Raw genomic sequence first — 22,048 nt, forward strand, 5'->3', positions numbered from 1 at the left:
CGCAAATATCAAGCTTATAGCATTCGGTCAAGTCACGCAAGCATGCTTTTCGCGTGGTTCCTCTCCCCCGCCGAGGCGGTCGTCGGCAGCTCCTTCTTCCACACTCCGGTCCACGCGAACGTCTCGAAGCCGGCCCGGACATTGATCGCGAGCATCCAGGCGTTCTCCACCGCATTCCACGTGTAGACGCGCTCGACCGGACTCGACCGCAGCAGCTGTCCATGGTTGGCCCGCTTGAGCCTCGCCCCGAGTCCATGCCCGCGGTGGTCGCGCAGCACAAGCGTCCCACCCTGGAAGGCGACGGCAGGGCGGTCGTCGAAGTGAGCCGCCTCGGTGTAGCCTGCGACCTCGAACTCCGGGGACTCCCCGTGGTCGGTGGGGCCGCCGTCGTGCCGGCTGGGACGTCGCACAGCGAGTGCGGTGTGCATCCGCTCGCCCGCGTCCGCGCGCTGCCGATCGAGTGCACGGACGCGCTCGGCGTCCCAGAACTCCTCCTCTTCGAGGTCGGCCGCCCCCGGAGTGTCCGTCGACATCGCCCGATGGACGACGGCGAGCGCATCGAGGTGCTCCTCGGGCACCGGCCCCGACCAGGTGAGGATCTCATAGCCGTCGCCGAATTCGGCAACGTCATGTTCCGGTAGCCGGAGTCGGGCGATCGCGCACCTCTCGATCTGCCGCAGGGAGTATCCGCAGCGGCGGGCGAAGGCGACATCGGCCAGGTCTGCCGGAAGCGCTCCGGTCCCGGAGGCCGCGGCGATCCGCGCACCCCGAAGATCCGCTGCGACCGCGGTCGCGGGAACCTCGTTGAAGCTCGTCAGCCGGGTCCGCCCGTCCGCACGCAGATCCGCCTCGATGACGGCGAGGAGCTCGCCGCCGAGTCCCCGCCGCCGGTGCGCGGGGTGGACGGAGACATGGATCTCCGCGCCGTTGAGGTTGTCCTTGAGATCGAGATAGGCGATGCCTTTCGCGACGATCCGTCCGCCGAGGCGGCCGAGCCAGAACTCGTTCGTCGTGTAGTCGGTCGGCTGGGTCAGTCGCTTCCGCACCTCGGCGGGCAGCGGATCGAAATCCTCGCCCATCCCGGAGTCGGCGTTGATGATCCGGTCGAAGGCGACCACCTCGGCGACGGTCGCGTCGATCCGCTCAGCGGGCAGGGTTCCTGCGAGGATGCGGGTGATCTCCATCGATCTCCTTGTCCGTGGTCGGTGAGCGGGGACGCTGCCCCGCATCAGCGATCCTATTCCACCGCCTCCCGTCCGCGGCGTCCGACCGGTCCTAGACTGTGCCCATGACGACCATCACCGTGCTCACGTTCGACCCGGCCGCCGTCAACTGCGGGATCATCACCGGCGCCGATCGCAGTCTCATCGTCGACGCCGGCCCCGGCCCCACTGCGGCAGGTGCGCTTGCCGCGCGTGCGGCCGAGATCAGCCGCGAGGCCAACGGCGTCGCCAATCCCATCGACCTCGTCATCACCCACGATCACTGGGACCACTACCTCGGTGCGGCGGCCCTCGTCGACGCCGGCATCGACCGGGTCTTCGCCTCCCCCGCGTTCGCCGCGGACCAGGCCGCGAGCACGTGGATCGCCCTCGACGCGCTGCGGTCGAATCCCGACACCGCCGCGTTCACGCGGGAGCTGCCCGAGGATCCCGGCGACCTCCTCGTCGAGGTCACCCCCATCGCCGAGGCGGGTGAGGCGCCCACGACGATCGACCTCGGCGATGCCGCCGTCGAACTCTCCGTACTCGGCGGACACTCCACGGCCGACGTCGTCGTCAGCCTCCCCGAGGCCGGCGTCGTCTTCACCGGCGACCTCATCGAGGAGGGCGCTCCCCCACAGGCCGGCAGCGACGCGTCGCTGAGCCACTGGGTCGAGAGCCTCCACGCCCTCCTCGCGTTCCCGCAGGCGACGGTCTTCGTCCCCGGGCACGGGGTGCCGGTCGACCGGGCGTTCGTCGAGCGGCAGGTCGCCGACCTCGACGGCTTCCGGCTCGCGTCGGTGCCGAATCAGAGCCCGGGGTCGGATCTCGGCGGTGAGCCGGCCGAGGGTGCCGATCTGGCGACCGGAGGCTTCGGTGCCGACGATGAGGACGCCTGGGATGGGGCCCAGGAGCGTGAGCATGAGCATGGACCCGACGCCGAGGTGACCCTGCCCTCCCGTGCGATGCCCGGTGACCATGACCGCACGATCCCCAGGGAGACGACACTCCCCCAGGCCTGAGCCGCGGCGAGGCGGCGGAGCCACAGCGATTTCCGGACGCAGAGTGTCGATGTTGTTCGCTCGAATCGACACTCCGCGTCCGGAACTTCGTGTGGCTCAGTCGAGGTCGGGGCGCTCGCGGTGGAGGGCGGTGACGAGATCGCCGCCGATCGCACCGAAGAGCGTGCGCGACCACACGCTGTTCCCCTCGACGTAGGGCGTATCACCGTCGAAGATCCAGCGGAGTTCGCGGCCGGCGCGCAGGTCGTCGCCGCACGCCCGGCACACGGGAACCCGCACGCTCTGCCCGTCGGCGTCGACGCGCGACGTCGTCTGCGCTTCGCCGTGGAGCGGATTGATCGTGCACAGGCTCTGCGGAACGGTCGACCTGCGGGCCCCGCGCTTCCTGGGACTGCGACCCGCCTCGGCGATCTCATGTCCGGCCTGCCGGATGAGGACCATCGCACCGGCGAGGTCGAGACGCGTCGCAGTCTCGTCATCGACGATGCGGCGGGCCATCTGGTAGGCGTCGAGGGCGCGCTCGACCCGGTCGGCCTCGGCAGCATCGAGGTCGGCGGTCTGCAGGCGGCCGAGCGTCTCGGCGAGCTCGGCCGTCTCGCCGCTGATGGAGTCCCGCAGCGCGCTGCGCTGGAGGGAGTCGACGCGGTTGAGGAGCCGGGACGGCAGTGTGAAGGCATGCTCCCGTTCACGGTCCTGCTTGCGCTCCCGCGCTGACTTCGCCAGCCACACACCGGCGATGACGAGCGCGAGGACGAGGATCGCCGCACCGAGGAAGAGCGGGGCGAACGATCCGGATCCGCTGTCGTCGACGACCTCGGTGCCGGGCACCTCCTGCCCGGTGACCGCCTCGGTGTCGGTGCGCTCCTGCGGATCGGCATAGTAGCCGAGGAGGATGTTGAGCTTCGTCGTCGAGGGGGTGGAGACGTTCCAGTCGTCGGAGGCGTTGAGGTTCTGGTCCATGACCTCGAGCTTCTCGTCCGTGTCGGCGAACGTCTCGTCGACGGCGAGGTCCTCGGTGCCGTTGATCATGACGTATGCGCCTTCACCGCCGTGGAACACCTTGATCTGCTCGAGCTCCTCACGATCGACGCGGTGGGCATCGACGGCGATGACGTAGACGGGGAAGTCGAGTCCGTCGACGGTCGTCTTCGCCTTGTCGATGAGCGTCGGATTGAGGGTGTCGGCGAGGGCCGGATCGATCCAGAACGGATCGGCCTTGAGCGCCTCGGCGATCTGCTGGGGTGTCGTGCTCATCGCCTGTTCCCCTCCTTCGTTCGCGACCGGTTGCCGTCGCGTTTCGTCGTCCCCGTCGACGGCCGCCCTTCCCTGCGCTGACGGATCCAGACGATGAGCGGCACGGCGACGGCGGCCACGCCAGCACCGAGGACCAGACCGATGGTCGCTCCGGTGATCGCCGAACCGGGGTGGTAGGCGAGGTCGCGGGGGTCCTGCTCGTCCCCGGGATCGGCGACGTACTCCGTATCGGTGTACGGCTCCTCGGGGGTGACAGTCTTCAGCTCGCGCACCCACGCGAGAGCGGCGCCGGAGACGGTCTCATCGGAGGTGATGTCCGGGCGGTTCCAGAACGCCTCCCTGTCGATGCCCTTCTCCGCGCTGCCCTCGAGGATACTGTCGAAGGCGAGCACCGTCCCCGTCTCCGTCGGCAGCTCGCGGCTGATCCTGGCGGCAGCGAGGTCGAGGTCGCCGTCGGTGGCGTCGAGGTCGGAGGTCGTGAGGAACGCGACGAAGATCGGATCGTCGAGACCCTCGACTTCGGAGCGGATCGCCTCGAGGTCCGCATCGGTGACCGACCATGCCGCGTAGTCGTCGACATAGACGGGATCCTCGGCGAATCCGGACGCGATCTGCTGGTAGGGGGTGCGATCGTAGTCGGCGTCGAGACCGCTGGCGATGCGGTCGGAATAGACGGAGTCGACTCTGATCTCCCCACTGTCCTCGACGGCGATGCGCTCCTGCTTGGCATCATCGAAGAGGGAGGCGCTGACGAGTGCGGCGCCGACGGTCACGGCGGCGAAGACGACGATCGCCGCCGCGAGCCGCACGACGAGGGGCGTCCAGTTCTTCGTCCGGGAGTGGTTCCGGGGTGCGCTCATCGATGTCATGACCTGTCCTCCGTCAGCGCCCGACGCGATGCACCCGGCACCCCGTAGTCGAGGATCGCGACCTCGAGGTCGACGAAGCTGCCGAATCCGGAGGTCGCGTAGGCGTCGTCACGCTGGAAATACGGAACTGCGCGGGACCGCGGTGACTTCGGATCCTTCGGCACCATGAGGCAGACGGGATCGTGTCCGGCCTCGAGGTCGGCGATGCAGGTCGCGCACGCGTTGACCGTGAGCACGGTGCCGGCCTGCCTCATCGCATAGCTGCTGACCGGTTTGGCATGAGCCGGGAAGAAGTAGCAGGACTTCCTCTCGTCGGCGTCTCCCGGGTCCGGCAGCGTGGGGCGACCGAGCATCGAACGCACCCACTTGTCCGAGCGGGTGAGAGCGAAGATCGCCTGCCGGTGGGAATGGTCGGGGTGCTCGGTCCAGTCGGGGTGCGCGGCGACGATCGCGGCGATCGCCTCCTGGATGCGGAGACCGCGATCGCGCAGGGCCCAGACCTCATCACCGGTGGACTTCGGGACGGGGAGTTCCGCCTGCGACTTCTCGACGGCCGTGACGAGATTGTGTCGGCGCACGAGTTCAGGTCCGGTGGTCAGCTGCGATCGCCACGCGTACTTCTCCCGCCGCGAGAGCACCCACGCGGTCAGCCCCAGGGCGGCGAGACCCGAAGCGGCGAGGACCAGAGTGTCGGGACTGGCATCGTCGAGTCCCGTGGCCTCGATGTAGTCGCGGCTGCCGCCTTCCCCGGCGTCCGCCGGATCGAAGTCGAGAGGCGGAGGCGGAGGTGCGCCGGTGGCCGCAGCGACGAGGATCTCGAGGTGGTACGGCACCGCAAGCTCGAGGGGCAGGAAATCGTCGGTGGTCGAGCGGGGCAGCTCGTCGATGCCGGGCGGGACGGCCGGACCGTTGTCGTCGACGAGGTAGGACAGCAGCCGCGCGCCGCCGTCGGTCTCTGCGAAGACGACGATGGCCTGCTCCGCGTTCGAACCCTCGAACATCGAGTACGCGAGATCGGCGGTGAAGCGCGACCAGGCCTCCTCTGCTCCGAGCCAGGCCGGAGGAGTGACGGCGACGTAGACCGGGATGCCCGACTCCTCGGCGGTGGCGACGGCGGCTTCGAGGGATGCGCGCTGGCGGGCGGTGAGGCCGGGAACGACGATGGGGTCGATGAACAGCGGACCGGCTTCCCAGGCTGTGCGGATCCGGTCGCGCAGCTGCCTCGCAAGGCGGTCGGTCGTCGTCATGGTCTCAACTCTATGGTCTGGCCGACCGCAATGGGCCGGTCGGGTTGTAGCGGATCGGCACCATCGCCTCGGTGCGAGGGCCGGGCCGGGCGACTTCCGGTCGGAGAATGTCGATTTGCGTTCTCGACATCGACACTCTGCGTCCGCGGCTGCGACCCGGGCGGCTGCGGTGCGGCGGGCGTGCGCGACGGCTGAGAGGACGCGAAGAACCCCGCAGCCGTTGCCGGTTGCGGGGTTCTGCGATCCGCGGTCAGTCAGACTGCCGCGAGAGAAGTCACTTGATGGTGACGGTGGCGCCGGCAGCCTCGAGGACTTCCTTGGCCTTGTCGGCGTCTTCCTTCGAAGCGCCTTCGAGGACAGCCTTGGGAGCGCTGTCGACGAGGTCCTTGGCTTCCTTCAGTCCGAGGGAGGTGATCCCGCGAACTTCCTTGATGACGGGGACCTTCTTCTCGCCGGCCGATTCGAGGATGACGTCGAATTCGGTCTTCTCTTCAGCAGCGGCTTCTCCGCCACCGGCTGCCGGAGCGGCAACGGCGACAGCGGCCGGGGCAGCAGCCTCGACGTCGAATTCCTCTTCGAACTTCTTGACGAAGTCGGAGAGCTCGATGAGGGTGAGCTCCTTGAAAGCTTCGATGAGCTCGTCTGCGGTGAGCTTAGCCATGGTGGCCAATCCTTCCTGTGGTGGTCACCTGCGGTGACCGGGTTTGTGGGGTGGTGCTCAGGCGTCTTCGGCAGGAGCGGAGTCCTGCTTCTCGCGGAGAGCATCGACGGTGCGCGCGGCCTTGACCAGCGGAGCGGTGAAGAGGTAAGCCGCCTGGTGGAGGCTTGCCTTCATGGCACCGGCTGCCTTTGCAAGCAGCACTTCGCGGGATTCGAGGTCGGCGAGCTGGTTGACATTCTCAGCGGTCAGGGCGGCACCGTCGAAGTAGCCACCCTTGATGACGAGCTGAGAATTCGCCTTGGCAAAGTTACGCAGAGCCTTGGCAGCCTCAGGCGGTTCGCCGTTGACGAACGCGATCGCGGTGGGCCCGTTGAGGAGCTCATCGAGACCGGCGATGCCGGCTTCCTTGGCTGCAATCTTGGTCAGCGTATTCTTTACCACGGCGTAGCTGACGTTCTCACCAAGAGAGACGCGCAGTTCTTTCATCTGCGCGACGGTGAGACCGCGGTACTCGGTCAGCAATACAGCGTCGGAGTTCTCAAACTGCTGCTTGAGCTCCTCGACTGCGGCTGCCTTGTCTGGCCTCGCCATGGTATTCCTTTCGTACAGGCGCCGGTCTGGTCCTGACAACGAAAAAAGCGCTCCACGCAGATAGGCGCGAAACGCTTCGAGGCTGAGAACGGGGTTCTCACTTCAGAAGGATCTCTGGCTCACCTGCGAGGGTCACTCCTTGCGGAGTCTTCGTCTGCGAGCACAATCATCCGATGGCGGATTCTTGATTTCCCACAGAGACCGACGGTCTTCGGTGGTTCCAGCTTACCGAGGTCGACCGCGCCCCGTCCAATCGAGATCGTTCGCCACCGCGGAGAGCCTGGTCACAGTTCCGCTCCCTCCCCCGCACTGCGCGCCAGGGCCGCGCGGCGCTGTCCGGTTCCGCGGAGTGCTGCCCGGGCCAGTACTGCATTACGCGGTTCCGGATTGCGTCGGTCGCCGAGGTGGCGGGTGGGCCCCGCGGCCCTCGCCGAGGTGGTGGGTGGGCACCGCGGTCCTCGCCGAGGTGGTGCTCGGTCAAGATGTGCTCTCGCCGAGGTGGTGCTCTGTCACCGTGTGCCCACTCGAGGCAGTCGACCGGCTCTTGCCCGTGAACCGGCTCACCCTGGGCCGGAGGGCTCAGTTCAATACCTGAGCCCTGGATACCGAAGTGAGCCCAACCAGTGGCAGGCACCGCGCACCGATCAGACTGACCAGTGGTTTGCGCCAGTTGGGTCTGAGATGGCCAAGGCTGCCTTGGCCATCTCAGACCCAACTGGCGCAAACTGCCCGGCGCGTGGGGCTGCCGGCCCGGTGGAGCGAGGACCCGCTTGGTGTCGGGCCGCTGCGCAGTCGGCCGCGCGAAGTGCAGCCGCCTGCAGGAAGAAATGCGCAGAAGAACCGTGGCCCCGTCACTGACAACGGGGCCACGGCTGATTGGGGACACCGCGGCGGGAGAAATCAACGCTCCGGCCCGCGGCACCGACGCCTCCACGAGCGGACTCGCGCTCCGGCACGCGGGACTCACGCCTCGGCGGACGAAATGCCCGCCTCACCGAGCACGAGCGTTCGCCCACCGAACGCGAACGTCGCCGCGGCGGAACCGCCTCGGCGGGTCAGAACTCGATGACGACGCGACCGTCGATCTTCGCGTGGATCATCTCGTCGAAGATCGCGTTGATGTCCTCGAGCGGGCGCTTCGTGTACGTCGGGTGGATCTTCCCGGCGGCATAGAACTCGAGAGCTTCGACCATGTCCTGGCGAGTACCGACGATCGAGCCGCGGATCGTCAGGCCCTTGAGCACGATGTCGAAGATCGGGGCCGGGAAGTCGCCGGGCGGCAGGCCGTTGAAGACGATCGTGCCGCCTCGGCGGGTCATCCCGATCGCCTGGCCGAACGCCGCCGGATGGACGGCGGTGACGAGCACTCCGTGGCTGCCGCCGATCTTCTCCTGGATCACCTCGGCAGGGTCCTCGGCGAACGCGTTGACGGTGATCTCCGCACCGTGCTTCTTCGCCAGTGCGAGCTTGTCGTCGGCGACGTCGACGGCGACGACGCGCATGCCCATGGCGACGGCGTACTGCACGGCGATGTGCCCGAGTCCGCCGATGCCGGAGATGACGACCCACTGACCGGGCTTGACCTCGGTGCGCTTGAGTCCTTTGTAGACGGTGACGCCGGCGCAGAGGACCGGGGCGATCTCATAGGGGTCGGCGCCGTCGGGGATGACCGCGGCGAACTTCTCGTCGACGAGCATGTACTCCCCGAACGACCCGTCGATGCCGTACCCGCCGTTGACCTGGGACTCGCACAGCGTCTCCCAGCCCTGCCGGCAGAACTCGCAGACGCCGCACGCACTCCACAGCCAGGCGTTGCCGACCATCTGGCCGACCTCGACCTCGGTGACGCCCTCGCCGACCTTCTCAACGATCCCGACCCCTTCGTGGCCGGGGATGAGCGGGAGCTGCGGCTTGATCGGCCAGTCGCCATGTGCGGCGTGGAGGTCGGTATGGCACACGCCCGAGGCGATGAGCTTGACGAGCGCCTGGCCGGGCCCGGGCTCGGGGATCGTGTTGTCTCCGACGACGAGATCCTCGCCGAATCCTTCGACGACTGCTGCTTTCATTTCCGACATCATCGACTCCTTCGTTGTGATGGTCATGCGGTGATAGGTGGTGCCGGGGTTTGGCTTGAGGCGCCGCGGGAGCACAGGGGCATCGCCGAGGCGGGGCTGGCGTGGAGCACGTCAGCGAGGGGTGGGGTGTGAGGCTGGGGCCACGGAGCGAATCGCGTGGCCTGGGTGGTCGGGGTCGTCCGGGTGAGAGGGGCGTGAGGCCGGGGTGATCTGGGAGGGCGTGGCCTGGGTGGTCGGGGCCGGAGGGATGGTCGGGCAGAGGGGCGGGTGTGTTCGAGGCCGAGGGCAACGTGGTCGGGATGGTCCGGAGGGCCGTGGTCTGGGTGGCCGGGACCGTCCGGGGCTGGGGGCAGCAGGGTGGGCAGCCCTGGGCTCGCCGTGCTGTTCGAAGTGACAAGGTGTGCTCGTGCTGCCGGAGCCGGGGCGGGTGGGAACAGATCGCGCCGAGGTGGGGGTGGCCTCGCGGGTCGATCGCTGAGATCACCGTGATAGCAGAGACCATCGGGATCGCAGGGATCGTCCGGTTCAGGTGCCGCCTCCGGCTGGGGTGAGCGCCGGGACTCGAGGGGGTTTGGGTGCCCCGCGCGCAGCTGGGTCGGTGCGCTGCGCGCGGGACGGGTTCGGGTGCTCGAGGCGAGCCCTCAGAAGAAGCCGAGGGCCTCGTCCGAGTAGCTGACGAGCAGGTTCTTCGTCTGCTGGTAGTGGTCGAGCATCATCTTGTGGTTCTCACGCCCGATGCCCGAGGCCTTGTACCCGCCGAACGCCGCATGCGCGGGATACGCGTGGTAGTTGTTCACCCACACGCGGCCGGCCTGGATGTCCCGTCCGGCCCGGTAGGTCGTGTTGCCGTAGCGACTCCACACGCCCGCGCCGAGGCCGTAGAGCGTGTCGTTGGCGATGCTGATCGCATCGTCGTAGTCGCTGAACGTCGTCACCGACACGACCGGTCCGAAGATCTCCTCCTGGAAGATCCGCATGCCGTTGTCGCCCTTGAAGATCGTCGGCTGCACGTAGTACCCGCCGGAGAGGTCGCCGTCGAGTTCGGCCCGCTCTCCGCCGATGAGCACCTCGGCGCCCTCCTGCTTGCCGATGTCGAGGTAGGACACGATCTTCTCGAGCTGATCGTTCGACGCTTGCGCGCCCATCATCGTGTCGGTGTCGAGCGGGTTGCCCTGGATGATCTTCTCGGTCCGCTTGACGACGGCTTCGAGGAACTCCGGCGCGATCGACTCCTGGACGAGCGCGCGCGACGGGCACGTGCAGACCTCGCCCTGGTTGAGGGCGAACATCGTGAAGCCCTCCTGCACCTTGTTCCAGTACGCGTCGTCGGAGCTCATGACGTCGGCGAAGAAGATGTTCGGGCTCTTGCCGCCGAGTTCGAGGGTGACGGGGATGATGTTCTGCGAGGCGTACTGCATGATGAGGCGACCGGTCGTCGTCTCACCGGTGAACGCGATCTTCGAGATCCGCTTGTTCGACGCCAGCGGCTTGCCCGCCTCCAGCCCGAAGCCGTTGACGACGTTGACGACGCCGGGCGGCAGCAGATCGCCGATGAGCTCCATGAGCACGAGGATCGACGCGGGAGTCTGCTCGGCCGGCTTGAGGACGACGGCGTTGCCGGCCGCAAGCGCCGGGGCGAGCTTCCACGTGCCCATGAGGATGGGGAAGTTCCACGGAATGATCTGGCCGACGACGCCGAGCGGCTCATGGTAGTGGTAGGCGACGGTGTCCTCGTCGATCTCGGAGATCCCGCCCTCCTGCGCCCGGATGGCCGCCGCGAAGTAGCGGAAGTGATCGACGGCCAGCGGCAGGTCGGCGTTGAGCGTCTCCCGCACGGCCTTGCCGTTGTCCCAGGTCTCCGCGACCGCGAGCATCTCGAGGTTCTCCTCCATCCGATCGGCGATCTTCAGCAGGATGTTCGACCGCTCCGTCGGCGAGGTCTTCCCCCAGGCCGGTGCGGCGGCGTGGGCGGCGTCGAGGGCGAGTTCGATGTCCTCGGCGGTGCTCGCCGGCACCTCGGTGAAGGGCTGGCCCGTCACCGGGGTGGGGTTCTCGAAGTAGTTTCCGTTCGTCGGGGCCACCCACTCCCCGCCGATGAAGTTCTCGTAACGGGGCTTGAAGGTGACGAGGGATCCGTCCTCGCCGGGCCGGGCGTACACAGTCATGGCAACTCCTTTGCTGCGATGTCCTCGGGAGAGGTCTCTCCGATTGGACTTCACGCTACCGGCGGCAACGTTGCATCACAGTTGCATCGTCGTCCGGCCGGTCAGTGCCCGAGGGATTCGAGCCTGACGACAGCCGCCGTGCGCTCAGGCGCATCGGGCGGCGCAAGTCGGAGGACGGCCATGAGCACCTCGGTGTCGGCCTGGGCGTGCGGCATCGCAGCGTAGCGCCACAGCTGCTGCCAGGTCCCGTCGGTCAGCAGCGTCTCCCGCAGCAGGACATCGAGTTCGGCACTGATCTCCCGCACCCCCGGTGCCTCCGACTCCGGCAGCACCGCGCCCCGGTACGCGCACAGCGCGGTCTCGGCGTCGCCGGCGGCCAGCGCCCGATGAGTGCGCTCGACGTCGCTGTCGAGTCGTCCCCGGATCCGGTAGGGCCGACCCAGGACCTCGATGTCGCCGAGGCGGCTGATCGTCTTGCGCAGCCGTGCGATCTCCGCCCGCACCGTGACGTCGCTGCCGCCGAGGGGCCACAGCCGATCGGCGAGCTCCGCGTTCGTCAGGCCGGTGGGGTGGCGGTGGAGCAGGAGGAGGATCTCCGCGTGGCGCTTCGACAGGTCGATGCGCTGCCCGCCGGTCCCGCTGATCACCGGAGTCGGACCGCTCACCTCGAGGAACGCATCCGTCGTCGCCTCGGGAGCCGGCCCGGTCGTCCCGTCGCCGGAGGCGTAGAGCTGCGAGAGTCCCGCCGAGGCGGCCTGCGCCGTCGAGCTGAGCAGCGGCAGGACGATCGCGGAGACCGCATCGTCTCCCCCGGTGACGTCGATGATCCCGATGACCTCGCCGGTGACGGGATGGGTGACCGGCACGGCGCTGCAGCTCCACGGGTGGACTTCGCTAGCGAAGTGCTCGGCCCGGCTGATCTGCACCGCTGAACGTGAGCGGAGCGCCAGGCCCGGCGCCGAGGTGCCCATGGCGTCCTCGGACCAATCGGACCCGGGAACGAAGCCCATGGACTCCGCACGATTGCGGACCGGCTTCTCCCCCTCGACCCAGAGGAGGCAGCCCTGTTCGTCGCCGAGTGCGACGAGGAGTCCCGCCTCGGTGGCGGGTTCGATGAGATGGGACCGCAGCAGCGGCATGATCGAGTGGAACGGGTGCCGGCGGCGGACCTCGGTCAGCTGTGCCTCATCGTAGGCGACCGTCGGATGCACACCCGCCGGATCGCGGAGTCGGTCGAGGCTGCGGGTCCAGGATTCGAGGACGGTCGAGCGCACGCCGAGGCCCGGCTGCGGTGCCAGTGCCGGACTCGCGAGGTTGTCATGGGCCCGACGCACGATCAGCTGATAGTCGTCGCGCAGCAGCGGTGTCGAGTGCATCGCGATCCGTGCCACCTCCATCGGCGGGTGTCAGTCAGTTGACCAGGATACGGACAATCCTATCGCGAACCGTCCCGGGAGCAAGGTGCGGGAGGGGCCCTGCGGTCAGGGCGGGGCGAGATGACCTGTGGAGTACAGCCGGTGCACCGCCTCGGCGCGCGAAAGACGAAGCGCGGGAACGACGAAGGGCGGGAAGTGAGAGTCTCACTTCCCGCCCCACTCAGGCGTCGGTCGCGGATCAGTCCGCGGCCGGCATCAGGCGCGCAGCGCGGCTGCGTCGACCGGAACGCCGGGACCGTTCGACGTGGTGATCGTCGCCTTGGTGATGTAGCGGCCCTTCGACGAGGACGGCTTGAGGCGGAGGATCTCCTCGATCGCGGCATCGAAGTTCTCCTGCAGCGCCTGCTCGGAGAAGGAGGCCTTCCCGATGACGAAGTGGAGGTTCGAGTGCTTGTCGACGCGGAACTCGATCTTTCCGCCCTTGATGTCCGTGACGGCCTTGGCGACATCCATGGTCACGGTGCCGGTCTTCGGGTTCGGCATGAGGCCACGGGGACCGAGCACCTTGCCGAGACGTCCGACCTTGCCCATCATGTCGGGGGTGGCAACCGCGGCGTCGAAGTCGGTGAAGCCGTTGGCCACCTTCTCCAGCAGGTCATCGGAACCGACGTAGTCGGCACCTGCTTCGCGGGCTGCCTCTGCACGGTCGCCGGCGGCGAACACCAGGACCCGGGCGGTCTTGCCGGTACCGTGCGGAAGGTTGACGGTGCCGCGCACCATCTGGTCCGCCTTGCGGGGGTCGACCCCGAGGCGGAGGGCGACCTCGACGGTGGCGTCGTACTTCGACACCGAGGTCTCCTTGGCCAGGTCGATCGCCTGAGCCGGTTCGTACTTCACATCAGCGGCGATCTTCTCAGCCGCGGCCTGGTAGGCCTTTGAGCGCTTTGCCATCTGCTTCTCTCCTTGCAGTCGTGGTGTGGGCGGCGCATCCGCCCTGCCACAGTGGAATGTCTGGTGACTCACCCGTGCGAGGGGGAGCCTCAGACCTCGATGTCGGTGGTGATGCCCATCGACCGCGCGGTGCCCGCGATGATGCGGTCAGCCATGTCGAGGTCGTTGGCGTTGAGGTCGGGCATCTTGGTCGTCGAGATCTCACGCACCTGGTCGGCGCTCAGGTGAGCGACCTTGACGGTGTGCGGGGTCGCCGAACCGGACTTCACGCCTGCAGCCTTCTTGATGAGCTCAGCGGCGGGCGGGGTCTTGAGAACGAAGGTGAACGAACGGTCTTCGTACACGGTGATCTCGACGGGAACGATGTTCCCGCGCTGGGATTCAGTCGCAGCGTTGTACGCCTTGGTGAATTCCATGATGTTGACGCCGTGCTGGGCAAGCGCCGGACCGATCGGAGGCGCCGGGTTGGCGGCACCTGCCTGAATCTGGAGCTTGACGAGGCCGGCTACCTTTTTCTTGGGAGGCATATGCGGTCCTTAATCTTGAGAGTTTCCATGCGCCGAGCGGCGCATCATTCGCTGCCGCCTCCGCCGATACAGAGACGACAATCAAACCACACCAGTATTCCATGTCCGCTCTCCCCCAGGCAAATGGTCGTGAGCGGGAACACAGCACCGTGGGCGGGTGGACGCAGAACGCGACGGGGCCCGGTTCTCACCGGGCCCCGTCGCGACTGAAGTGCGTTTCTCAGGTCAGAGCTTCGAGACCTGATCGAAGCCGAGCTCGACGGGAACGTCGCGCTCGAAGATCGAGAGCAGCACGGTGAGCTTCTGCGAGTCGGGGCGGATCTCCTGGATCGTCGCCGGGTGACCCTCGAAGGAGCCCTCCTTGACGAGGACGGACTCGCCGACCTCGAACTCGACCTCGGTGATCGGAGCGGACTTCGCGGCCTGCTCGGCGGCGTGGCCCTCAGCAGCGGCGGCCTCGGCCTGACGCTCCTCGAAGACGGGGGCGAGCATCGTGAAGACCTCGTCGATCGACAGCGGCACCGGATCGTAGGCGTTGCCGACGAAGCCGGTGACGCCCGGGGTGTGGCGCACGGCGCCCCACGACTCATCGGTGAGCTCCATGCGGACGAGCACGTAACCGGGCACGCGCACACGGCGGACCTGCTTGCGCTGGCCGTTCTTGATCTCGACGACGTCTTCCATCGGCACCTGCGACTCGAAGATGAAGTCTTCGAGGTTGAGGCTCACCGCACGGTTCTCGAGGTTCTGCTTGACGCGGTTCTCGTAGCCGGCGTACGAGTGGATGACGTACCAGTCACCCTCCTGCATGCGCAGCTCCGACTTGAACTCCTCGGCGGGGTCGACGTCGTCGCCGGCCGCAGCCTCGGTGGTCTCGTCAGCCTCGGCGGACTCGTCCGCATCCGCGGTGTCCGTGTCGTCGGCAGCCGAGTCGTCGGCGGCATCGTCCGCGGAAGCAGCCTCGTCGGCGGACGCGCCCTCATCGGCAGCCGTCGCGTCGGTCTCTGCGGTCGTCGCGTCGTCGGCGGTCACCTCGGCGACATCCTCCGTCGACGCCTCACCGGCGACGTCCGGGGTCTCAGGTGCGTCGACCTCTTCAGGTGAACTGGTATCCGACACCGATCAATTCCTCGCTTCGCGTGTAGTGGTCCCCTGCACGGGGATTGTGAGAAGTTCTATCGTATCCAGGTTATCGCCGCTGCCGGCGAGTCACCACAGCGGCCAGAGCGGAGTTCCGCCGAACACGAACCCGACGAGCTTGCCGAAGACGAGGTCGAGGACCGTGACGATGACCATCATGACGAGGATGAATCCCAGCACGACGAGTGTGTAGTTGACCAGCTGCTTGCGCGTCGGGGTGACGACCTTCTTCAGCTCCGCCACGACCTCGCGGAGGAACTGGATGATTCGTCCGAAGAATCCGAGCTTCTTGCGACGGGACGTGGCCTCGGGAGCCTGTCCAGTCTTCTTTGCCGGTGTGTCGCTCACACATCCTCACTCGGTCGGAATCTTCAGGGGATCGCACAATTGCTTCAGCCAATCGAGGACTGCGCCCTGCCCGGCGATTGAGAGCCGCGGCAGATGTCAACTGCGCAGGGGTGACAGGACTCGAACCTGCAACCTACGGTTTTGGAGACCGTTGCGCTACCAATTGCGCCACACCCCTTCGATTCGGCGACGCCCCCATCCGAGGGTGTGCCCAACCACGAGAAACGAGCATACCGTCTCCCACCGGGTTCCGTCGAACCGAGCCCGACACGCACCCCGACACCCGCCTCACGGCGCGGGTGCCACGGGTCTCGCAACGAGCGGCAGCGGTGCGGGGAAGCGCACCCACGGGCCGATCGACACGTCCTCACCAGGGGTGACGGTGATCGTCTGGACGTCGATCGGCGTCTTCGTCACAGTGTCGACGCGGATGACGCTCACTTCGGCGTCCATCTTCAGCGGACCCGGCGTCAGCGCGTTCGCCAGCGCCCCGCCGGTGGTGGAACTCACGTAGCGCACTCCCCTGCCGAACTGCTCGGGACCCACCTGCCGGTGCCAGTGTCCGCTCAGGGCGTAGGGGGCGCACCCGGACTCGAGGGCGGGCTGGGCGATGCGCGGGTCGTGGACGAGCATGATGTCGAAGTCGGTCCGGCACGCCTCGTCGCGCAGCTTCGCCGCGTACTCGTCGGCGGTCAGCTCCGTCTCGAGCTCCGGGCCCGAGCCGAACACGGTGCGCCGCGGGTCGGGGCCGCCGAGGAAGCGCACCCCGGCCAGCTGCGCGGTCGAATCGTCGAGCACCGCCCAGCCCCGGCTGCGGGCGTGCTTCGCGGTCTCCTGCGAGTCGTGGTTGCCCTTGACGAACATCTTCGGCACGTCCTGCGGCAGTTCGTCGTCGAGGACGTCGAAGCAGTAGTTCTCCGCCGAGGTGCCCGTCATCGTCACATCGCCGGCGTCGATGATCCCGTCGGCCCCGGTCAGCCGTGCGACGTCGCCGACGACGCGCGCCATCCCGTAGTTGCAGTGGACGTCGGAGCTGAGCACGAACGTCGAGACATCGGCGCTGCCCGACGCCGGTGGGACCATGCCCGCAGCCGACCAGTCGCCGCTGAGCGGGCGGTTCGTCCAGCCGGCGTGGAGACCGGCGATGACCGCGTCGTAGAACGCGTCGTTCTCGTCGGAGAACTCCTTGACCGCGGTGAACGCCTCATCGATGATGCCGCCGAGGCGGCCGGTCACCTCGGCGCCGGCGAGCGGAGTGCCCGCGAACGCCGGATCGGGCTGCGGCGGGGCGGGACGGGTGAGGACGAGGGCGCTGAGACCGCCGAGGACGAGGACGACGACGGAGCCGATGGCGATGAGCTCACGCCCGGCCAGGGCCCGACCGAGGGCGGCGATCCGGGCGGGTCCGAGCAGCGCCGTCACCCCGACGAGGATGCCTGTGGTGAGGCAGACGGCGAGCGCCCAGCGGATGAGGATGTCCCGGGTCAGGCCGGTGACGATCTCATCGATCTGCGTCTGCGGGGCCGAGAAGAGGGAGGCATAGGAGGCGATGTCCCCGCCGAGGGCGTCGACGACTCCCCCGCCGACCCCGCCGGCGGCATCGGTGCCCAGCGCCGAGGCGGCATCCTCAGTCTCCCCGGAGACCGGGATCTCCCCGACGTCGACGGACAGGCCGAGACCGAGCGGGAGGAACTCGTCCGCGGGCACGAGCAGGGAGCCCAAGGGCCCGAAGTCGAGCGTCAGCCGCGCATCCGCCGTCACCCGGTACTGCGCCTCATGGGGGCCGAAGCTGAGGTCGGCCCGCGCCGAGAAGATCGCCCAGGGCAGCGTGAGGGCGGCGATGACGGCAAGGAGGACGATGAGAGCTGAGGTCTTGCGGCGGGGTGACACGGACCCATTCTAGGGAGGCGGCACCCAGGTGTCCGTCAGGCGAACACGGCTATCCTTGAGAAGATGACGGACCCGCTCGTGTCCCTGCCGAAGGCACACCTCCATCTCCACTTCACCGGTTCGATGTCGGCCGACACCCTCGAAGACCTCGCCGCCGAGGCGGGGATGCCGATGTCCGAGCAGCTGCTCGGCGACAGGGTGACCGGGCTGAGCCCCGATGAGCGCGGCTGGTTCCGCTTCCAGCGCCTCTACGACATGGCCCGCGGCGTCGTCCGCGGGGAGGAGGTCATGCGGCGGCTCGTCCGCGAGGCGGTCGCCGCCGACCGTGCCGAGGGGTCCCGGTGGCTCGAACTCCAGGTCGACCCGACCTCGTATGCCCCGTACGTCGGCGGCATCACCCCGGCGCTTGAGATCATCCTCGACGAGGCGGCAGCGGCCAGCGATGAGGACTTCGGGATGGCGATCGTCGTCGCGGCCTCGCGCACCCGCCACCCCCTCGACGCGCGGATGCTCGCGCGGCTCGCGGCCCACCATGCCGGCACCGGCCCCGGCAAGGTCGTCGGCTTCGGCCTGTCGAACGATGAGCGCCGCGGCACCACGGCGGACTTCGGCCGGGCCTTCGACATCGCGCGGCGGGCCGGACTGCTCTCCGTCCCGCACGGCGGGGAGCTGCTCGGGCCCGATCACATCCGCGCCGTCGTCACCGAGCTGGCGCCGAACCGGCTGGGCCACGGCATCCGCGCCGGTGAGGACCCGCGCCTGCTCGACGAGATCGTCGCGGCCGGCATCGGCCTCGAGGTCTGCCCGGGATCGAACGTCGCCCTCGGCGTCTATCCCGACATCGAGCACGTCCCGCTGCGCCGGCTCCTCGACGCCGGCGCGGACATCGCCCTCGGCGCCGACGACCCCCTGATCTTCCACACCCGACTGGCCGACCAGTACCGGTTCGCCGCTGAGCTCGGTCTCACCGACGGCGAGCTCGCGGGTCTGGCGAAGTCCTCGTTCGCGATCTCCGCGGCCCCCGCCGAGGTGGTCGCCCGGGCCGAAGCCGACATCGATGCATGGGCGGCCGGGCGGGGCGATGCCGAGCGGGGAGAAGCCGAGTCCGACCGCAGCGACTAGCGCGCGGGCCGCAGCGGGCCCGGCGCGGCGTCAAGCGCGGCGTCGTGTCAGAGTTCGGTGCCGATGAAGGTCGGTTCGGGTTCGAGGACGATCCCGAACCGCTCATTGACGCCGGCGACGATCGTGCGCGCGAGGTCGACGACATCGGACGTCGTCGCCCCTCCCCGGTTCGTCAGGGCCAGGGTGTGCTTCGTCGACAGGCTCGCCCGGTCGTTGAAGCCGTAGCCCTTCCCGAAACCCGCGCGTTCGATGAGCCACGCCGCCGAGGTCTTCGTCAGCCCGGGGATCGTCGCCCCGCTGAGCGGATCGGTGACGGGGAACCGCGGCGCCTCGGCCGGCAGCGCCGCCAGTGCCTCGGGGCTCTCCACGATCGGATTGGTGAAGAACGATCCCGCCGACCAGGTGTCGTGGTCGTCCTCGTCGAGGACCATTCCCTTCGACCGGCGCAGGTCGAGCACGGCCTCGCGCACCCGCAGGGCCGGCACGCGGGTTCCGATCGCGACGTCGAGGGCGCCGGCGAGCTGCGCGTAGCGCACCGGCAGGGAATCCGTGCCGCGGGGCAGGGCGAACGTCACCGAGAGGACGATGTGCGCGGGCGTGCCCGCCGCTCGTGCCGCGCGTTTGAGCGCCGAGGTGCGGTAGCCGAACTCGAGTTCCGCGGCGGTCAGTCGCCGCACCTGCCCGGAGAGCCGGTCGTAGACCTCGACGGAGGTGATGAGTTCGGCCACCTCGGTGCCGTAGGCCCCGACGTTCTGGATCGGAGTGGCGCCGACGGAGCCGGGGATCCCGGAGAGGGCCTCGAGTCCGGAGAGACCGGAGGAGAGCGTGGCGGCGACGAAGTCATCCCAGCTCTCCCCCGCCTCGGCGGTCACCTGCATCTCCGTGTCCGAGATCTCCGTGAACGTCACACCGGTCGTCGCGACGACGCCGACGGGCCCGGCGAATCCGGCATCGGAGACGAGCAGGTTCGACCCGCCCCCGATGAGGAGGATGTCCGGCATCGACCGGTCGCCGGGTGCGAGTCCGTTCGCCTCGGCGAAGGCGATGAGGTCGTCCCGGGACCGGGCGACGGTGAGATCCGGGGCGGGCCCGCCGAGGTGGAACGTCGTGAACTCGGAGAGGTTCACCGTCCGACTCGGATCTGCGTGCGGCTGAGCACGTCGGCATCACCGGCGGTGACGGCGGCATCGATGCGCAGGGTGCCCACGGCCGCGTCGACGGCGCCGACGGTGGCCGTGAGGTGCAGCGAGGTCGTCGGGGTCGAAGGCGGTCCCGACTCGGCGTCGGGCACGAGGACCGGGGCGGAGAAGCGGGTGCGGTAGTCGACGACGGCACCGGGATCGCCGAGCCACTCGACGATCGGGGCGATGACGACGGCCATCGAGAGCATGCCGTGGGCGATGACGCCCTCGAGGCCGACCTCCTCGGCGAAGCGCTCGGACCAGTGGATCGGGTTGTGGTCGCCGGAGGCCGCGGCATAGTCGATGAGCGAGGCCCGGGACAGCGGGATCTCCGTCTCGACGACGACGTCGCCGATCGTCAGCTCGGACAGATCGATGAGGCTCATTCTCCGTCTCCTCTCACGACGATGGTCGAGGTCACCGTGACCACGGGCTGGTCGGCGATGTCGATGATCTCCGTGCGGGTGGTGATCATCGCGTTGCTGCCGGCGGCGCGGACGCCGTCGACATGGGTCGTCGCCTTGAGGCTGTCACCGGCGACGATGGGCCGGTTGAAGCTGAACTGCTCGGAGCCGTGGACGACCTTCGAGAAGTCGATGCCGGAGTCCGGGTCGGTGATGTAGGCCGCCTCGGACTTCTGCGCGATGATCACGGCGAACGTCGTCGGGGCGATGACGTCGCGGTATCCGAGGGCCTGAGCCGCCTCGGCGTCGAAATGGTAGTCGGCCCCCGCGTTCGTCGCGCGAGCGAACTCCGCGATCTCCTCCCGGGAGACATCGTAGGGGCGCGGCAGGGAGTAGGTCGCCCCCTGCTTCTCCGCGTTCACCGGCATATCAGCTCACTTTCGAAAGAGGCATCGGTCGGCTCAAGCCTAGCTTCCGGAATGCGGGCAGCGGGAATCGGCGAGCGCCGATGCTTCCACTGCCGGGCACCGCCCGGTGGTCACGATTTCGCCTCCCATTCACACATTTGCTGAACCATCAGCCACAGACGCTGAAAACTGAGATAGGTTGTCCCCATCACATTTGCTGTAGGCACGTCTCCCGGGCCGACAGCGGAGCCGACGAGACCTCGGTCGTCGCCATGGCGCCCGACGGTTTCCCGTAAGGAGCACTGCCATGACGAACCACCCCTCGAGCAGCACCACCCCCACCACGAAGAACGACAAGGCGAGCGGAGGCGGGGCGGGTTCGACGCGCAGGACCGCTGCGACGAAGAGCGCGGGGTCGTCCACCTCGACGAGCACTGCGGGCTCTGCGGCGAAGACGAAGCCGGCTGCCTCGAAGACAGCATCGAAGTCGACGTCGTCGAAGTCGACGAACTCGACGTCGACCGCGAAGGCGTCTGACTCGAAGTCGGCAGCGAAGTCCTCGACCTCGAAGTCCTCGGCGACGAAGGCGTCGACCTCGAAGGCGTCGGCAGCGAAGAAGCCCGCGGCGAAGGCAACGGCGTCGAAGTCGGCGGCGTCGAAGTCGGCGGCGAAGTCCTCGGCGACCAAGACATCCGCGTCGACGTCGGCGACCACGGCGTCGACCTCGACGTCGGGGACGAAGAAGCCCGCGGCTGCCACCAAGGCGTCGGCCTCGACGTCAGCGGAGAAGAAGCCTGCGGCTGCGACGACCGGAGCGAACTCGGCAGCGTCCGCACCCACGACGTCGTCGATGTCGGCGGGTGCGGCGGCGAAGACGACGGCCGCGAAATCGGCGGCCCGCACGGTCGCGGAAAAGGGCTCGGCACAGGCGGCTCCCGCCAAGTCGGCCGCACCGAAGTCCGGATCCGCGGCAGCGACGACAGCGACCGGGTCATCCCCCTCGGCCGCGTCGACGTCGACACCCTCGACGACGAAGACTTCCACTGCTTCCACGAAGACGTCAGCAGCGAAGTCGCCTGCGGGCGCCGCGAAGTCCTCGTCCTCCGCGAAGACCGCTGCGACCTCCACCGCGTCGAAGCCTGCTGCGTCGGCGCCCGCCGCGTCCAATTCCACCGCGTCGAAGCCCACCGCGTCGACGTCACCAGCATCGAAGTCCGCTGCGTCGGCGCCCGCCGCGTCCAAGTCCACCGCGTCGAAGTCCGCAGCCGCTGCGGGAAAGAAGCCCGCTGCTGCGAAGACCGCCGGCTCGAGCGCAAAGGCCTCGACGGCGAAGGCAGCAGCGACGACCGCGACCCCGAGTGCGGAGAAGAAGCGCGCCGTCAAGGACGGTGTCGCCGTGCCCGGCCCCCGCTCCGCCGACGAGCAGACCGTCGCAGCGGCGACGGCGGCCGCGAACGCCGCTGTTCCGCCCGCGGCTGCGGTGAGCGCCCCGGCGGCGGCTGAGCCCGCTCTGCCCCCGGCCCCCGAGGAACTCGAACTTCCTCCGGCGCCTCCGGAACCGGCGCTCGCGGGTGCTGCTCCCGTCGGCGCAGCTCCCGTCGGCGCCGCCGCCCCCG

Annotated in this window: 21 protein-coding genes and 1 tRNA gene; 3 read left to right on the forward strand and 19 right to left on the reverse strand. The window is 68.5% G+C overall.

Annotation, left to right across the window (positions count from 1 at the left end; translation table 11 throughout):
• Window positions 1-32 precede the first annotated feature (32 nt).
• Window positions 33-1,184, reverse strand: a complete 1,152-nt coding sequence (locus tag ABD154_RS14410) for a GNAT family N-acetyltransferase (protein WP_344251500.1) — start codon at window positions 1,182-1,184, stop codon at window positions 33-35.
• Window positions 1,185-1,288: 104 nt separating this feature from the next.
• On the opposite strand from ABD154_RS14410, the gene ABD154_RS14415 reads away from it, so the two are divergent.
• On the forward strand, window positions 1,289-2,224 hold the full coding sequence (locus ABD154_RS14415) for an MBL fold metallo-hydrolase (RefSeq protein WP_344251501.1): 936 nt from the start codon (window positions 1,289-1,291) through the stop codon (window positions 2,222-2,224).
• Window positions 2,225-2,320: 96 nt separating this feature from the next.
• Here the strand turns inward: ABD154_RS14415 and ABD154_RS14420 are convergent, their stop codons facing one another.
• The 14 genes from ABD154_RS14420 to ABD154_RS14485 form a co-directional block, all read right to left on the reverse strand.
• Window positions 2,321-3,478, reverse strand: a complete 1,158-nt coding sequence (locus ABD154_RS14420; protein ID WP_344251502.1) for a hypothetical protein — start codon at window positions 3,476-3,478, stop codon at window positions 2,321-2,323.
• Window positions 3,475-4,338: a hypothetical protein gene (locus tag ABD154_RS14425; RefSeq protein ID WP_344251503.1), complete on the reverse strand. Its 864-nt coding sequence runs from the start codon at window positions 4,336-4,338 to the stop codon at window positions 3,475-3,477. The genes ABD154_RS14420 and ABD154_RS14425 overlap by 4 nt, the downstream gene beginning before the upstream one ends.
• 5 nt (window positions 4,339-4,343) lie before the next feature.
• Window positions 4,344-5,594 (reverse strand): hypothetical protein, encoded by a 1,251-nt coding sequence (locus ABD154_RS14430; protein WP_344251504.1) that lies wholly within the window; start codon window positions 5,592-5,594, stop codon window positions 4,344-4,346.
• A gap of 274 nt (window positions 5,595-5,868) precedes the next feature.
• Complete coding sequence (gene rplL, locus ABD154_RS14435; RefSeq protein WP_137826095.1) at window positions 5,869-6,255, reverse strand: 50S ribosomal protein L7/L12; 387 nt, start codon at window positions 6,253-6,255, stop codon at window positions 5,869-5,871.
• A 57-nt stretch (window positions 6,256-6,312) separates the two neighbouring features.
• Entirely contained in the window at window positions 6,313-6,846 is a 534-nt protein-coding gene (gene rplJ, locus ABD154_RS14440) for a 50S ribosomal protein L10 (protein ID WP_137826094.1), read from the reverse strand.
• Between the two features lie 1,055 nt (window positions 6,847-7,901).
• On the reverse strand, window positions 7,902-8,921 hold the full coding sequence (adhP, locus tag ABD154_RS14445) for an alcohol dehydrogenase AdhP (RefSeq protein ID WP_198500913.1): 1,020 nt from the start codon (window positions 8,919-8,921) through the stop codon (window positions 7,902-7,904).
• Between the two features lie 641 nt (window positions 8,922-9,562).
• Entirely contained in the window at window positions 9,563-11,086 is a 1,524-nt protein-coding gene (gene adh / locus ABD154_RS14450; protein WP_137826927.1) for an aldehyde dehydrogenase, read from the reverse strand.
• 101 nt (window positions 11,087-11,187) lie between these two features.
• A complete protein-coding gene (locus ABD154_RS14455; RefSeq protein ID WP_211977983.1) occupies window positions 11,188-12,462 on the reverse strand; it encodes a helix-turn-helix domain-containing protein in 1,275 nt (424 codons plus the stop codon).
• 255 nt (window positions 12,463-12,717) lie between these two features.
• Complete coding sequence (gene rplA / locus ABD154_RS14460) at window positions 12,718-13,413, reverse strand: 50S ribosomal protein L1 (protein ID WP_137826928.1); 696 nt, start codon at window positions 13,411-13,413, stop codon at window positions 12,718-12,720.
• 89 nt (window positions 13,414-13,502) lie between these two features.
• The gene (gene rplK / locus ABD154_RS14465; RefSeq protein WP_009379129.1) at window positions 13,503-13,940 is read right to left on the reverse strand and encodes a 50S ribosomal protein L11; all 438 of its coding nucleotides are present in this window, start codon (window positions 13,938-13,940) and stop codon (window positions 13,503-13,505) included.
• 225 nt (window positions 13,941-14,165) lie between these two features.
• On the reverse strand, window positions 14,166-15,059 hold the full coding sequence (gene nusG, locus ABD154_RS14470) for a transcription termination/antitermination protein NusG (RefSeq protein WP_211977984.1): 894 nt from the start codon (window positions 15,057-15,059) through the stop codon (window positions 14,166-14,168).
• 90 nt (window positions 15,060-15,149) lie between these two features.
• The gene (gene secE / locus ABD154_RS14475; RefSeq protein ID WP_140955542.1) at window positions 15,150-15,428 is read right to left on the reverse strand and encodes a preprotein translocase subunit SecE; all 279 of its coding nucleotides are present in this window, start codon (window positions 15,426-15,428) and stop codon (window positions 15,150-15,152) included.
• A gap of 105 nt (window positions 15,429-15,533) precedes the next feature.
• A tRNA-Trp gene (locus ABD154_RS14480) sits at window positions 15,534-15,606 on the reverse strand.
• 110 nt (window positions 15,607-15,716) lie between these two features.
• Window positions 15,717-17,318, reverse strand: coding sequence for a metallophosphoesterase family protein (locus ABD154_RS14485; protein ID WP_211977985.1), 1,602 nt, complete (start codon window positions 17,316-17,318; stop codon window positions 15,717-15,719).
• Window positions 17,319-17,381: 63 nt separating this feature from the next.
• Here ABD154_RS14485 and ABD154_RS14490 point away from each other — a divergent pair, with 63 nt between their 5' ends.
• Window positions 17,382-18,440: an adenosine deaminase gene (locus ABD154_RS14490; protein ID WP_344251506.1), complete on the forward strand. Its 1,059-nt coding sequence runs from the start codon at window positions 17,382-17,384 to the stop codon at window positions 18,438-18,440.
• A 47-nt stretch (window positions 18,441-18,487) separates the two neighbouring features.
• Here the strand turns inward: ABD154_RS14490 and ABD154_RS14495 are convergent, their stop codons facing one another.
• The 4 genes from ABD154_RS14495 to ABD154_RS14510 all read right to left on the reverse strand — a co-directional run bounded on the left by ABD154_RS14495 (window position 18,488) and on the right by ABD154_RS14510 (window position 21,815).
• Window positions 18,488-19,567, reverse strand: coding sequence for a UDP-N-acetylmuramate dehydrogenase (locus tag ABD154_RS14495; protein ID WP_211977987.1), 1,080 nt, complete (start codon window positions 19,565-19,567; stop codon window positions 18,488-18,490).
• Complete coding sequence (locus ABD154_RS14500; protein ID WP_211977988.1) at window positions 19,564-20,007, reverse strand: MaoC/PaaZ C-terminal domain-containing protein; 444 nt, start codon at window positions 20,005-20,007, stop codon at window positions 19,564-19,566. Before ABD154_RS14500 ends, ABD154_RS14495 begins: the two co-directional genes overlap by 4 nt.
• Complete coding sequence (locus ABD154_RS14505) at window positions 20,004-20,453, reverse strand: FAS1-like dehydratase domain-containing protein (protein WP_137826935.1); 450 nt, start codon at window positions 20,451-20,453, stop codon at window positions 20,004-20,006. Before ABD154_RS14505 ends, ABD154_RS14500 begins: the two co-directional genes overlap by 4 nt.
• Before the next feature lie 129 nt (window positions 20,454-20,582).
• Window positions 20,583-21,815 carry a hypothetical protein gene (locus ABD154_RS14510; RefSeq protein WP_198498190.1) on the reverse strand — a complete coding sequence of 411 codons (1,233 nt, stop codon included), beginning with the start codon at window positions 21,813-21,815 and terminating at the stop codon, window positions 20,583-20,585.
• Window positions 21,816-21,828: 13 nt separating this feature from the next.
• Between ABD154_RS14510 and ABD154_RS14515 the strand changes: the two genes are divergently transcribed.
• On the forward strand, window positions 21,829-22,048 hold a 220-nt coding region (locus ABD154_RS14515; protein WP_344251509.1), incomplete at its 3' end, for a hypothetical protein.

This window comes from Brevibacterium sanguinis (assembly GCF_039528855.1).
In the GTDB taxonomy this organism is placed as follows: domain Bacteria; phylum Actinomycetota; class Actinomycetes; order Actinomycetales; family Brevibacteriaceae; genus Brevibacterium; species Brevibacterium sanguinis.